This window comes from Mycolicibacterium arabiense (assembly GCF_010731815.2).
Taxonomy (GTDB): Bacteria; Actinomycetota; Actinomycetes; order Mycobacteriales; family Mycobacteriaceae; genus Mycobacterium; species Mycobacterium arabiense.
This window is the reverse complement of the sequence record NZ_AP022592.1, coordinates 183,224-198,593: the sequence shown is the minus strand read 5'-3', so window position 1 is coordinate 198,593 and position 15,370 is coordinate 183,224. Positions and strand designations below refer to the sequence as shown.

Below are 15,370 nucleotides of genomic sequence, written 5' to 3'. Positions count from 1 at the left end.
TGGGTGGTGGGGCGCGGGAGGGTTTCGGGGTGAGTGGATGGGCAGTTCGGGCGGATGTTCGCGGGGGAGGCGTCGTTGGAGGGGTTGTCGGGGGCGGTGTCGGGGTTGGGGGATGTGTTGTTCTCGGCGGGGGTGGTGATCGAGTCGACGAAGTTGCAGATCCTGGTGACGTTGGGTGAGGCGTTGTTGGAGATTCAGTACGCGTTGTTGATGGCGGATTGGACGTTCGGGGGGTCGTTGTCGTGGATTCCGGTGATCGAGGCGGTGACGGTGGCGGTGGTGCGTCAGATCGCGGTGGCGGCGGCGCGGCGGTTGGCGGCGGCGTTGGCCGAGGCGGTGTCGGTGGTGGGGGTGAAGGCGTTGGCGCGTCGGGTGGGGGTGGAGGTGGCTCAGGAGACGGGGTTCGCGTTGGCGCAGGAGTTGGTGGTGGAGGGGATCATGGCCGCCGAGGGGCATGGTGGTTTGTCGGTGCGGCAGATCTTCACCGCGGGGGGGCAGGGGGCCGGTGGTGGTGCGGGTGGTGGGGTGGCGCACGGGCCGTTGCGTCATCTGGTGGGGGATCCCTCGAGTAAGGGCGGGCATGTTCTGAAGGGGGTGTTCACCGATTACGGGGTGGGTGTGGTGGGGGGTGTGACGGGGTCGGGTGGTCAGGATCTGTCGGCGGTGTCGGTGTTGGGGGGTGCGGGCACGGGGGTGGTGACGGGGGCGATTCCGGGGGCCGGTGGGCACACCCCGCCGCCGGTGTCGGTGGGGGATGTGGAGGTGAACGCCGCCGCCGCCCCGGGCGTCGGGCCCGATGGCGGGCCGGGCGGTGACCCGGTGGTGCCCGGTGTCGGGGGTGGTGATCCGGTCGCGGTGCCGCCGCCGGGCACCGGCTCCGGCTCCGACTCGGCCGCGGATTCGGATTCCGGCACGGATTCGGATGCGGAGTCGGTGGTGGATTCGCTGTTCGATGCCGACGGGGTCTCGGTGGCCGACTCGGTCTCGGAGTTCGGTGACCCCGACCCCGACCCCATTCCGGTCGGGGCCGGCCCGGTCCTGGTGGCCACCGGCGGCGGCCCGACCGCGGGCAAGGGCCCCGATATCCGTTCGGGCTCCGACTCGGGCTCGGACCCCGGCAACGGCATCGGTGCGGGCCGCGGCGTCGGTGCCGACCCCGGTGGCGGCGTGGCGGGGGACACCGGGTCGCCGGCGGTGGGTGGCGGTGCTGTGAGCGGGGTTCCGGGTGCGGAGACGCCGGCGGGTGCCGGGTCGACGACACCGCCGGCCACCGACGTCGGCTCGGGTTCGGGTTCGTCGGGTTCGCGTGCGGGTTCGGGGGGTGCTTCGGGGTCGGGTTCGGCTCGGGTGTCGGGTGGGTCTGGTCCGGTGGTTTCCGGTGGTGATCGGGTGGCGGGGCCCGGTGGTCCGGCAGTGGGGACCGGAAACGCGGTGGGTGTGATCTCGGAGCCGACTTTGTCGGGGTCGGCGCCCCCGTCGGTCGGTTCGGGTGCCGGTGCGGTGTCGGGGTCGGCTGCTGGTGGGGGTGTACCCGATGCGGGCCGGGCCGCGATCGCTGCGCCGCCCACCGCGCCGTCCTCCTCGACCGGTGCTGTGCCGCCGTCATCCTCGACCGGGGCTGTGCCGGCTTCCTCTTCGTCGGCCACGTCGACGCGGGCGTCGGGTTCGCCGATGCAGGCGTCGTCTCCGTCGGGGGTGGCCGGTGCGGTGTCGGGGTCGGTCCGCGGGGGTGATCCGGTCGGTGGTGGTGCCGGGGGGGGTGTCGGTGGTGGTTCGGGGTCGGGGCGGGTTACCGCCGGTGGGGTGTCGGAGGCGGCTGGGGCCGCGGCTTCTGCACCGGCTGCGTCGGTTGTTCCGTCGTCGACGACGGGGCCCGGTGGTCCGTCGACGCCGCCGTCGGCCTCGGGTTCGTCGGCTGGGGCGTCGATTCGGTCGGGGTCCTCGAGTGAATCGGTCGGGGGGACGACCCGTTCCGGTTCCTCGGGTGCGTCGATTCGGTCGGGGTCCTCGGGTGAATCGGTCGGGGGGACGACCGGTTCCGGGTCCTCGGGTGAATCGGCTACGCGGACAACTCGTTCCGGGTCTCCGGGTGCGTCGGATGGTGAGGCCGTCGAGGGGGGGTCGTCGGCGAAGGCCGGGACGGCCCGGACGGTGGGGCGCGGTGAGGGTGGGGTGGTGGCCGGGTTGGCGGGGGGTCCGGTCGCCGGGGGTGTGTCGTCGCAGGCCGGTGGTGTGGTCGGTGGGTCGCAGGCCGGTGGTGTGGTCGGTGGGTCGGGGGCCGGTGGTGGGGGTGTCGGGCGTCGTGGTGTGGGCGGTGGTGATCGGTTCGCCGAGGGGACGGTCTGGCATCGGGATGCCGGGGGTTGGTTGCGTGCTGGGCGGGGTGGTCGGATCGATCTGGGGCCCGGCTCGGGTGATCGGTTCGCCGAGCTTCCCGCCGGGGCTCGGGGGGTGTTCGACGGCAACGGCGTGTTGCAACACGTCGTGCTCGGTGACGGCAGCAGTCGTGACCGCGGACTGGACGGGACGTGGTCGCGGGCCCGGCAGCATCCGGGTGAGGTCCAGGTGGTCAAGACGGCTCGTGGTGACGTTGTGGGCCCTGACAACGAGAAGGTGGTCGACACCGAGACCGCAGAGGTGATCGCCTACCGTCGGATCAGGGACGACGACGGGAAGCGGTTGGCGCAGCCCGCGGTGTTGCTTCCGGACGGGTCGGGCGGGTGGAAGGAAACCGCGGCACCGGTGGACCCGGTCCGTTATGAGGCGTGGCTGGCGGGGGCGAACCAGGCTCATGACACCGCGCGCACGTTGTTCGACATCGCCGGGCGTTCGGATGCGCGGCTTCCCGAATCGGCGCGGTTGACGCAGCTGAGCGACGACGGGCTCAAGGAGTTGTTGGGTGGTACGTCCGATGACATGAAGGCCGCGCTGTATGAGGCGGTGCGGCGGACCAAGGGGGTGGCGTTGCGGTGGACGCAGCTGTCGGCCGGCGGTGCGTTGGAGCGCGGTGATGTGGTGAACATGGCTGCCGGGGAGGGCAAGTCGTATCTGTTCCTGATGAGCAACGCGCTGGAGGCGGCGGTGTTGGCCAAGGCCGGGCAGGGTGGGGCGGTGCACATGCACACCACCCGCGACGTGTTGGCCGAGCAGTTGGAACCGGATTTTCGGGCGGTGTTGGGGCCGTTGGGGTTCGCGGTGCACCGGTTGAATTCCGATGATCCGCCACCGCCGCCGAAGCCGGGGCAGCCCACGGTGTACCTGGGGACCAGTCAGGATGCGGCGTTCACGTTGCTCAAGCACGGGTCGGTGGGCGGGCGTGGGGCGCAGGGGCTCGGGTTTCACGCCGAGATCGACGAGATCGACGAGGCGTTGGTGTATTCCAACGGGCACTACATCCTGTCGGAGGGCACCGCCGGTGACGCGGCACCGGTGGTCGCCGACCCGATCAGGGGGATGCGCACGTTCTTGTCCGACAAGCTCGGCAGTGGGGAGTTGACCGAGGCGGACTTCGGGCGCGAACCCGACACCGTGGGTGGGCCCGCCCGGTTGACCGAGGCCGGGATCGTCAAGGCGACTGCGCTGTTGGATCCGCGCGGGGAGTTGGCGCCCGCGCAGGTCGAGGCCCGGTTGGATGCGTTGGGGATGGCGGCGGCGGCCCATTGGGAGTACGTCGAGGACGTGCACTACGTGATCGACGACGAGACCGGGAAGCTCTACATCATCGATCAGGCCACCCATCAGGTGCTGTACGACCCGCGGACGTCTTCGGAGAGTCGGTGGAACGGCGGGTTGGCCCAGGCGTTGGAGGCCAAGCACGGGCTGGCGGTGCGCCATGACTCCGATGGCGACAAGAAGGTGACCGCACGGGGTCTGTATCAGAAGTACGGGAAGGTCGTCGGCGCGTCGGGGACGGCCAACGGGAAGAACGAGGTGTTCGCCGAGCAGGGTTTGTCCTCGAAGATCGCCGATGTTCCGCGGTACTACGCCTCGGGGTTGGCCACCGAGGAGATGGGGGTGAGCGCCAATCTGAAGGAGAAGTTGACTGCGATCGCCGACGACGTCGCCCGGATGCAGGGGTTGGGGGACACCGCGCGCCCGCAGTTGGTGTTGACTCACCGCAACGATCTGGTCAAACAGCTCTCCGCGCAGCTCGACGAGCGCAACGTCGCCCACGTCAGCATCGACGCGAAGTGGTTCCTCAAGCAGGGCGCGGATCGCGACGAGGCGTTCAAGGAGGTGGTCGCCCGAGCCGGCACGCCGGGGGCGGTGTTGGTGATCAACATGCAGGGCGCGCGGGGGGTGGACATTCCCCTCGATGATGCGGCCAAGGCGTTGGGCGGTCTGCACGTGGTGGTGACCGGGCATTCGGAGGTGTCCGCCGACATCGACGTTCAGGCCGAGAACCGTGCGGCGCGCAGTGGGGACCGCGGCAGTGTGAAGTTCTACGTGTCTCCCGATGACGACCTGTTCCGGTTGTCGCACAATCCGCAGGTGCAGCTCGCGGTGATCCAGTACCGGACCGCGGTGCAGACCGGCACCGAGGTGAGTCGGGCTCAGTCGCGGCAGGGGTTGCGTGATGCGGTACCGGTGTCCCAAGACGACGCCGCAGCGCGGATGGGGATCCGCACAGGCCCGCCGCCGCGGGCCCCGCCCTCGCACGCCACCTCCACCGACACCCTCGACCGTGGCGATCGACCGGTACCGGAGCGCCGGCCACCACCGACGACGAACCAGAACCCGGATGCGATCTCCGGCAACGACGATGGGCCAGTCACGAGTGGCACCGGACCGCAACGGGATGCCGGCGGCCCGGTCAGCGGTCAGTCCCATCCGGCCGATCCGGGCCACGGCGTCGATGGCGGCGAGGGTCTGATGGGGACGAACTCGTCGAGGGCATCGGCCCGGGCTGTCGGGGGAGTCGACGCCGGCGAGCATCTCGTCGGTGAGGGAACGCTTCACCTCGGCGCGGTCCACCAGCACAGCGACGTCGACGGCGGCGATGTGCGCGTCGAGCAGCAGCGGTCCGCGGCCGAGGTGCCGGGCGCCGCGACCGCCGGACACGTCGACGACGAGGGACTGCCGTCGCCTTCGGGTGGGGAGGGGAGCGTCGGCGAGGTCGAGTTCGACGATCAGGTGCTGACCCAAGATCCTCATGTGCGTGCTGCAGCGGTGGCGGCGCGTCGCGAGGAGGCGGCTCGATTGTTGCGGACCCGGCTGCGTCGGAACCGATTCCAGGAGGCCGACCGCGGCGTCGATCCGGTGGAGGTGCCCGCGTACTGGGGTGGGACGGGGCCGGCGGGGCCGGTGGCGGACTGGACTGTTGCCCAGCGCGGGGAGGTGGTGGCGGTGCTGGAGGAGTTGGCGCCGTGGTTGGCCGGGCGGTTCGGCGGGGATGCGGTGGACGCCGACGCCGACGCCGACGCCGACGCCGAGGAGTTCGGGTTGGTCGATGGTGGACCTACGGTGGCCGATCGGGCGTTGGGGGTGCTGCGTGCGCGGGCGGTGCGGGCCTGGCGGGCGGTGTTCCCCGGTGGCGACGACGTGCACGCGAGGAAGCTACTGGCCGCGGTTCGCAGCAAGCTGCCCCAAGCGCTGCAGGGGGTGTCCAATGGGTCCCTGCGGATCGCGTTCGGGTTGCTGCCGGATCCACCGGTGCGGGAGCAGGACATCACCACGGCTCATCACGACATGATGGCCAATCTCCTGATGGCCGGGCGATTGCACGTCGAGACGCTCGGCTCCGGCAGGAAGGAGGCGAAGGTCGGGCAGGGCAGCGGGAGCCGTCGGGTCGCAGGGTATCAGCGGTTGAGTGAGGGCGGTGATGTCGAGGAGGGGGGGTCTGCCGGCGCGGGGGTGTCGTACGGCTTCGCCGAGAGGGTTCGTGCTCTGACGACCGATCAGCTCGGGGAGGTGTCGCAGCTGGCGAAGACGTTGAGTGATCTGGTCAGGGCTGGTCATCGTGTACGGGTGAGCATCGAGGGGGGTGGCTCGAGGAACGGCAGCTCGTCGGGTTCGGTCAGGGCGGAGGCGGTCAGGGATGCCTTGGCGGGGGCGGTCGGGGATGCCTTGAAAGGTGTGTCGGCCAAGAGGGTTCGGGACAGGATCGTCTATGAGGTGCGCGATCGCGGGGTCGGGTCCAGTGCGTCGCCGTATGCGGGGTCGGTTCGCGGTCCGGGCGCCCGTCGTGAGGTGCGTGTGTGGTGGAGTGTCGATCCGGTCCCCAAAGCGCTCACCGAGCGGCGAAGCCGTTTCATGCGGCTCGCCACCCCGGGTTGGGCGAGGCGGTTGGTGCGACCCGCGGTGTCGACGGTGGAGCTGGACGGATCCTCGTGGGGGTTCCTGGCCCACGGTCGTCTGCCCGACGGTGGACTGGCGCCCGAGGCGGTCAAGGAGTTCACCGAAGCGACGAGGGCCTTGGACCGCCCGTTGCTGCAGGAGGCCATGCACACCTCGGGCGAGCAGGCGGTATCGCTGTCGGGTGTGAGCGAGGAGGAGGTGCGCGAACGCTTCCGACGCGCTCCCGAGCGGTATGGACGCGGTTTTCCGGAGTTGTTCACCTACACCGCGCACGGGGGTGGACCGTCGGAGGCCGAGCGGACGGTCCGGTGGGAATCCGGGGTGAAGGTGACGTTCGTGTCGGTCGGGGCTGACGGGTCGGCCTATGTCCGTCGGGAGCTGGTCTCGAAGGCGTTGGGCTGGCTGCGCGTCGCGGGGTACGTGCTTCCCTCGACGCTGACGGTGATCCTGGTGCCCTACGGTCGGCGGTTGAGGATCGCCGACACGGTCGATGAGACCGGTCAGGCGGCGTTGGACGTCACCGCCGAACCGCTCAACACCCGGTTCGGCGCCGCGTTGGCGGCGTACTTCGCCGTACCCCAAACCCTGGTCATCCTGCCGCTGGTGGTGTCGCCCGCGCCGTTCGGAGAGCAGGAGCGCGGATTCAGCGTGGCGCTGGACACCACGGACCCCGCCTCCAGCGACTCCGGCTCGGTGACGAAGAATCCCGGTTTGGGTGTGGTGATGTCCCAGATGTTGCAGTGGATGCACTTTCACCGGTCCGGTGGGGCGTACGTCGACCTGCTGTTCGCCGAGCTCGCCGACGACGTGAAACCGGTGGCGCGGCGGGTCAGCGTCAAGGCCGCGACGAGTCCGATCGCCTTCATCGTCGAGTACGAACTGGCGTTGTTGCAGGGCCGTACTTTCGCCGGGGACGGAGGCGCCGAAGTCCACGAGCTCTACACCGCGCTGACGGGGCTGGAGACGCCGACGCCGGCGTCGATGCCGACTGTTAGCGCCACGGTGACTGCATCGGGTACCGACATCGGGACGGACATCGGTGCGGGTGCGTCGACGGGCACCGACCGGCCCCGGATCGGCTCCGGTGAGACGGGCTCAGCCGTGGCGGGGTCGCGTGATGCGGTGGGTGCGGGCTCTGATGACGTGCCCCTCAGTGAGAGCCCGGGCGAGGCGATCCTCGAACAGGAGACCTATCGCGAGGCCGGGTTGGGGTCGGTGGAGAAGTTGCTGGACGGCACGGGGGTGGACGACGTGCCGGGCGAAGTTCGGGCGGCCCCCACAAAGCTGACCGGCGAGGAGCGGCTGGGCGAGGCCGGGAACACCCCCGAGCTGCGCGACATGCTCCACCACCAGGTGCTGAACCACGATCCTGTCGTGCGTACGTCCGGTGTCAGTGGTGCGCGAACCAACCGAGGCACCGGTCAAGCCGCCGGATCGGATACCTCAAGTCTCGAGGCGGGGCACGGTGCGCCCGGCGAGGTCGACGGGCATCGCTCGGACTCGGCGGATGCCGGGCCCTCCCGGGTGGTGGGCAATGATTCCGTCGTCGAGCAGGGTGCCGGGGCTCGCGGGCCGTGGGTGGAGCCTGGTGGGCAGACCGCGCGGTCGGCGTCGTCGGGGGGCAGGGGCAAGGCGCCGATGTCGGAGCGGGAGCAGGAGCAGCAGGCCCGCCAGCAGCTGGAGGCGTTGCGGCGCCACCATCGGGATCTCAGCGAATCGGTGGCAGACGGGGACAACAGGAAGGCGACGCAGGAGGAGCTCGACCGCGCCGAACATGCTCTGGCATTGCACGAAGAGCAGGTTGAGGCGGATTGGGGTCCCGCGGACCCTCTCCGGGCGGCGGCTGCATCGGCTGCAGGAGACGACTCCATTCGCGACGCCGTCCAAAGCGTCTCACCGCCCAACGCCGGGGTTCCCGCCGCCGCGACCGCCGGCAGTCCTGCACACCAGCCCGGCCTGGTCGGCGCAACCACCGATCACCCCGACCCCACGGTGCTCGATGACGTGGTCGGTGGTGGGGGTGCGTTGGTGGGTTCGTCGTCTCCGTTCGATGCCTGGAATGGGCTGGAGGCGGGTCGAGCCGAGCACGTAATGGACTTGGTGACTACGAGTTTGGGTCCGGAGTTCGGTAGTACGGAGGCGGTGAAGAAGAACGTCAAGGCGGCTTTCGGTTCGCTGACCGAGGTGGAGCGCAAGGAACACGCCGTCTCTTTGGCTGCGACGTTGGAGAGGGTCATCCGCTTCGGGGAGTCGAAGATTCGAGGGCGCGGGGGGGCCAGGCCGGTCTCGGCCGGCTCGGAGGCCGGCAGTTCGAGTGCCGGGGTCTCGTCGTCGGGTCAACTGACACCGGAGCGAGCCGGGACGCCTGCAGCGGCGTCGGGGTCCCAGGTCGGCGGCCTCTCAACGACCGACCATCTCGACGATGGTCAAGGGGAGCAGGATCCCATGGACCTGTGGGACGGGCTGGCCGGCAATCTCCCCGACGGCCTCGATGCAATGTTCTCGGGTGAGCCGACTGACCCTGCGGAGCTCGGCACGACGAGTCCGCATCCTCCGACTTTCACTGACGACAGACCTACGTCTCAACTCGATCCAAGCGTGGATGCTGGTCAGGTCGTGACACCCGGAGGTATCCCACCGCAGTTTCGTACGGACAGCAATGCGTTGTTCAGATTCGATGAGCGGCCTCCGCACGGCCGCGATGGTGTTTTCGAAACCGGTCTTCCCAGTTATTCGCACGATCTGGACCTCGTCACACACGTCACCCAACGCGAGAGTGGTTTGGTATCCACCACCCGTCACGAAAGGCTCGACAACTTCGTCGAGGACGGCGGCACGACCTATCGTTACCGCATCGACGCGCCTGGTGGCGTCGACGTCAACGCCACCCTTACTGGCGTCGATGCCAACACTCTTCCCATCGTCGACGCCATCTTGAGCCGGTATACGCATGAGCACGAGGTTGCGTTCCCGGGTGGGATTCGGCGCGAGAACATCATCAGCGCGGCTCGGCAGACTCGCGGAGACTATGTATTCGACGTTCGCGATGAGGACGAGATCGAGAATCCCCATTACGATCCCGGGGCGCGGAACGTCCGGATGGAAGACGAGAAGTGGAAGTCGCGGTCTGGCGGCGGGCCCGTCTCGGATCGGACTGATCTTCCGAAGTCGATGGCCGATCTTGCTGACGTCGCCGCCCGGGTGTCGGCGGGACTCGATCGTGATTCGGATCGTGGCGGTGATGGTTCCGATGTCGTTGCACTGACGGTCTTCGGTTGGCTGTCGGGTGACCAGACCCTTGACGGTGTTGCGCCGCTGTCATCACGAATGACCTTGGCGGACTGGGCATCGCAGCTGAACCTGTTCGAAATCCACCAGGGCGTCGACGATATCGAGGGTGTTATCAAGAAGCACGGACCGGGCTCGCACAACGTCGTCATGTACTGCACTCAAGACGCTCCAATCGCAATGGGTAGCACGCCAACTCGCGCCTTCAACGTGTTCTACGACGGTGACACCGTGCGCGTTATCGACGGGCTGACGGGGCGGGTGTCCGCCTGGCCACCGAATCACGACGAATTCGGCGGCCAGGGCACATACGCCATGCTCGGGCCCACCCCGGCCACGCGAGGTTCCGGAGGAGATTCGCCATCGTTGCCGACGGAGAGCTCGGCGTGGGACGACGACAACGCATCCCCGCCACCGGCGAACCCCGGCGCTGGTGCCGACCAGCACGATGATCCGGTGCTCCCCGGCGAGGGGGCCGGTTATCCTCCCATCCCCTATCCGCCGGCGACGCCCGAAGCGGCGTCGGTCGACGAGCGCGCGGACACCGACATCGACGACCACGGTGACCCGGTCGACACTGCGCGGGAAGCCGACACCCACCGCCCACCGCGCGCTGGCGAGGATGCCGTCGAAGGACAACCCTCCGGCGACGCACCCGAGGTTGCCGGCGGGCGGCGACAGAGCCGCCGCAGTCGACCACCCCACCCACGTCCGCCCCGATCGAGGGGATGCCGTCGCCCGGGCACACAGACCGCCCCGCGGACGCCGCGCCCGAACCCGCGCCGGCCGATGAGGGCGATGCTTCGGCGGGGCGCGCCGATGTCGGGCACGAGGGTGCTCGGGAGGTCACGCCACCGGTATCGCCGGTGACGTTGCCCGTGCCGTCGCCGATCACCGACGATCCATCGTCGACGTACTCCCGTGTGCCGAGCGCCTCGCCGACGTCCGTCCCGACCGAGGAGATGCCGTTGCGCGGGCGCACAGACGGTCTCGCGGACGCCGCGCCCGATACCGGGTTGGCCGATTCGGCGGATTCGGTGGTGGGTGAGGATCTTGCGGATTACGGGCGGGTGCGGGTGCCCGCTGATGGTTGGTGTTTGTTGTATTCGGTGTTGGTGAGCGCGCCGCCGCAGCTGTTGCCGTCGGAGGTGTGGTCGGATGCGGGCGCTGAGCGTGCGGCGATCCTGGCGCAGTTGTCGGGGCCGGCGCGTCTGGGTGCTCGAGCCGTCGGCGGGTCGCCGCAGGCGTCGCCGCTGTTGCGTCGGGCGGCGGTGGCCTTGCGGGATGTGGTGCGGCAGTGGGTGGCCGGCCGTGATCGGTTGCCCGATGATGTGGTCGCGCAGTTCCGCCGCAGCGAGTCCCAGATGGGTCAGCTGCGTACGTTCTGGACAACGCCGATCACGAGGCGCTGTTGGCTCGGCTGGAAGAGGCCGGAGTGAGCACGGTGCGAGAACCGCACTGGCTGCCCGTACCGATGATCGCCGGGCTCTACGCCCAGAATGGGCCGTCTGCGGGAAGTGGTGGGTCCGGGGTGGACGCCGTGCTGAGCACGCGTGAGCAGTTCGAGTATCTGCAGCGCCGTGGACTGTTGCCGGGTTTGGCCGAACTCGATATCGACGACCTGCGCACGGCTGTCGCAGACAGCAACGCCGAGCGGCCACTCACCGCCGAGGAGCACCGATCGCTGATCGAGGCGATCGACAACTGGCAGTCGGCCAGTGCCGGTTGGAACACCGCCTACGGGGAGATGTTTCCCGGTTTGGTGGCTCACGCGTTGGGTGCGCAGCTGCGCAACGTGGACCTCGGTGGGATGCGGATCGCCGGGCCCGAGGGCGGCCCTGTGATCGCGGTGTCCTATAACGGGCGCGATCATTTCGACGGCACCGGTGCGTTGACGTCCATCGGCGATGACGACGCCGCACCGGTGGGCACCCCGCCCCGCGATGGGTCGATCGACGAGGGTCGAAGTGCTGCAGTGGATTCCGATCCGGTTGTCGAGCGCCGCGCGACGCGCGTCGACGCAGATTCGGGGCCTTCGCGACCCGTCGACACCGCCGGCGACGAGCACGTGCACCAGGGCGGGTCGATGCCGAACCCCGTTGCGGTCGCGTCCCCGGATCCGTCGGTCTCGCCCGACCCGGTCGTGCCCGGCGCCTTTCCGCAACCCGACACCGGTGTGGATGTGGAAGCTCGTGCTCAAGAGCCGGTGTCGATCGCCCGATTCCCCTCCGATCTGGCCGGGATGGCCAAGGTGGCCGAGGAGTCGCGTGAACGCCGCATCGACCGCGCCACGGTCGCCAGCCTGATCAACAAGCGCCGTTACGGGCCGCGCGCCGAGCTGTCAGGGCGGGTGGCCAGCAGCCACGCCGAGGTGGCCGAGGCGTTCACCGACGCCGACGTCGACCTCTTCATGCACGCTGCAGGGCTGAGTCAACCCGACATCGACAAGATCAAGGCAACGACCTACAAGTCCGGTCTGGTGTATCCGGGCGCGACGCTTCCAGGCACCCTCCTGCAATACGTCGTGGCCCCTTACGTCAGTTCGGCGTACGGCTCGTTCGCGGGGCTGGGAGCCAGTGCGGCGGCAGTATTGTTCTCGATCCCCACCGCCGCGATGGCTCAGACGTCGGTGATCACCCTGTCCGAACATCTCGCCAAGGGCAACGGCCCGTTCATCGAGGTCGACAAGTCCAAGATCCACTATGAGACGCGGTTGTCGCAGGCCTCTGCGGAAGCCAACGCGGCCAGTCAGCACTACGCGGCCACCGCGGCGGAGTTCAACAAGCACACCGGCCACTTGGCGGCCATGTCGGAGGCGCAGCGGACGGAATACTTGTCGGCCTTGCCGATCGAAGAGCGTGAGCTACTGCGGCAGCTCAGCACCGCCGTCATCGACGCCAGGGCTGACCTGCACACCAAACAAGAGCAGCTGCTCACCACTCAGGGCGGACTGCAGCGACAGAAGGAAGGCACCAGTAACCAGTTGCCGGTGCGGGTGTTGCGGTCCCCCTTGTCCACGCTGTGGGGCCTCCTATCGGGGGTGTCGCCGCAGGTGGCCGCCACCACGGGGTTACGCACGCAGATTCTGACGTCGACTCAGCTGTATGGATCTGCTGTCGCGCTCAATCTGATACTGCAGGGGGTTGGTCACTACTCCGCTGCCCGCGACGAGTACAGCAAGGTCAAGTTCAAGGTCCGGCTGAACATCATGTACGCCGATCTGTTCAACGACGAGGGCCGCGAACACTGGGAGCAGGGGAAGGAGATCACCGAGGACGACATCGACCCCAAGCAGGTCCGCAAACTGTTCTCCTCACCGCCGGAAGCGATCGGCAAGGTGGTCCACAAGCTCTTCACGTCCCAACTCGCCAGTGTGGCCGATGCGCAGAAAGACGCCTTACAAGCCCAACTCGACCTGCTCAAGGCTCATCGCTTCGACCAGTTGGACCCCGACCACCCCATCGCCGAGGCCATGCTCGCCGCCAGTAGCCCGCAACGCTGGCTGAACTTGGTTGGGCGCGAATCGTGGAGCAAGTACACGGCGTCGGAGATACAGGCGCAGCACGTCCAACGCACCAGCCAGACCTTTCACGGCGCGATGTTCGGAGGAGCGGGATCGGTGCTGCTTCCCCGCGGGATAACGGCCCACTTCGGCGGCTCCTCCCACACCCCCAGACCCGTGACGGGGGCCCTTGCTGTCGTCTCGGGCTTGTTCGCCTACATCGGCGCGGCCACCCAGTACAAGAGCGCCGTACAAAAGAACAACAACAAAGAGGTCAAGCCGCCCTACAGCGTGCCCCGACAACTCAGCGAAGGCATGCGCGCCGGATACCTGCTCATCAAGGAGGACAACGAAGCCGAACGCGCAGGCCAGCGCGGCTCCCAAACCCTCGCCGAACATCAACGAACAGCCGGCCACGCCCGAACCCTGCGCGCAACACTCGACGCCACCGACCGGCCGGCAGCACCGCCCGCCGCGACCACCGGTCAGCCCCCGCCCCCACAACCCGCACAGCCCCACACCGGGGACACCGCCACCGCGCCCATCCCGATCATCACCGTCACCGCACCAGACGGAAGCACGGCGACCACGGAGCCGTCGTCCGGTGGTGGTGAAGAACGCAGTGCGACAGCGGATGACGGCGTTACCCGGTTGTCGGGCCGTGGTGGTGTGTTCGATCGTGCGGGTGGGGCGCGGGTGCGGTGGGGGTTGGGGCCGTCGCATCGGGGTGCGTTGTCGGTGTCGGAGTTGGAGGGGTTGGTGGCGTCGGATTCGTTGCCGGCGTTTGTGGATGGTCGGGGTGAGTTGTCCGAGGTGCAGTGTGAGTCGTTGGCGGGGTGGTTGATCGGTGTGTTGCATCCCGAGGGTGTGCGGGGTGGCACGGTGGATGACTCGGTGGTGGGTCGTGGTGGGGTGGCGGGTGCCCGGAAGCGGGTGTTGGCCAACGGCGAGTGGGGTCGGGTTCGTGATGTGGCGGCGTTGAAGCAGACCCTGGCTGATGAGCCGGGTTCGTCGGCGGTGGTGATGTTCAGCCGTGGTGGGGGTCGGGTGGGGCATGTGCAGGCGTTGTATTCCACTGCAGGGCAGGGGTTGTGGTGGGTGGATCCGCAGCGTTCGGGGAGTCGGGTGTTCGCTGAGGGTGAGTTGGATGAGGCGGGGTTGGAGAGGGAGTTTCCGGCGGGGGTGGAGTTGTCGGCGGTGGTGCTGGATGCGGGTGGGCGGGTGGTGTCTCCGGAGATGTGGTCGTCGGCGGCGGTTTCCACGCACGAAGCGCTACTCGACGCGCCGGAGAACCACGAATTCGGCGCCCACAGTCCTGTGGTGCCGGAGTCCACGCTGGAGGCAGGGCCCTCGGGAACGAGCCGGGCGGGGTTGAGCTCCGAGCCCGACGCAGAGTCACCTCAGGCGATTGGCTCCGCAGACGATCCGCAAGCGCCATCGGCTACGTCCACGCCTACGGCGTCGCCCTCGCTGGAGCGTCCGGTGCCGCCGACCGCTTCGGGTGACCTGTGGTCGACCTACTCCCGCGTACCGACTGCGCTGTCTGACACCCTCACGCGCAACCCGCTGCCGAGTCAGGACCTCGAAACTCCCGGTTACCAATTCCTGGGGCACGCTCGTTCGAGTGAAGGCGGGTTGTCTGACGTTGCGCTGCAACAATATTCGGTGGGGGCGGAGCTCGAACGACCGCATCGCCTGAAACGGTTCGACGAGGCGAGATACGTCATCAGCGAGGGCATCGACGACAACGCATTGCGCCAGGTGTTGGAGCAGGACCCCTTCTACGGTGAAGTGGCGCCCGAGCTTCACACTCATCTGGCGCGCGCTGACGGCGGTGGGGCCACCGACCAAGACGGCCGGTCGGTCGTCACGGTCTCCGAGGTCGTCGAGTCTGGGGTGCGGGTGCAGTTTCGGCAGCTGGCCGACGATCCGACTGCCCCGCGACGTCGCGCAACGTTGCTGCGCGCTTTGTCGGCATTGTCCAGCGCGGGGTATCCGTTCCCCGCGAGGCTGGAGGTCAACCTGGTGCCCCGGTCGTTTAACATCGAGCCCTCCACCGCCGAGGGCGAGCTGCTTGAGATCTCCGAGGCGCATGCCTGGCAGTACCAAGACGTTGCGGACACGGGGTTCACGGGGTTCCTTCCCCCCAATGGCCTCGACGTGACGTCCAGTCCGGCGGCGCAACGTGCCAGCGACAACGGGTGGCATGGTGGTGTAGCCGAGGCGATGATGGACGCGGACTTCGTCGGGATGCTTGGTGACTTAATTCACGTGAGTCACTAC

The 15,370-nt window shown here is 68.6% G+C and carries 3 protein-coding genes (1 of these 3 only partly in view); all 3 read left to right on the top strand.

Annotated elements, in window-relative coordinates:
- The first annotated feature begins 33 nt into the window (after positions 1-33).
- Tightly spaced (each overlapping or abutting the next), the 3 genes in view from G6N61_RS00710 to G6N61_RS00700 form a layout consistent with a single transcriptional unit that may run on beyond the window.
- The gene (locus G6N61_RS00710) at positions 34-10,455 is read left to right on the top strand and encodes a scabin-related ADP-ribosyltransferase (protein WP_163916267.1); all 10,422 of its coding nucleotides are present in this window, start codon (positions 34-36) and stop codon (positions 10,453-10,455) included.
- Positions 10,452-11,024, top strand: a complete 573-nt coding sequence (locus G6N61_RS00705; protein ID WP_163916265.1) for a hypothetical protein — start codon at positions 10,452-10,454, stop codon at positions 11,022-11,024. The genes G6N61_RS00710 and G6N61_RS00705 overlap by 4 nt, the downstream gene beginning before the upstream one ends.
- Positions 11,021-15,370 carry the start of a toxin glutamine deamidase domain-containing protein gene (locus tag G6N61_RS00700; RefSeq protein ID WP_163916029.1) on the top strand. It continues 23,955 nt past the right edge of the window, so only the first 4,350 of its 28,305 coding nucleotides appear in the window; its start codon is at positions 11,021-11,023; its stop codon lies off the right edge, out of view. Before G6N61_RS00705 ends, G6N61_RS00700 begins: the two co-directional genes overlap by 4 nt.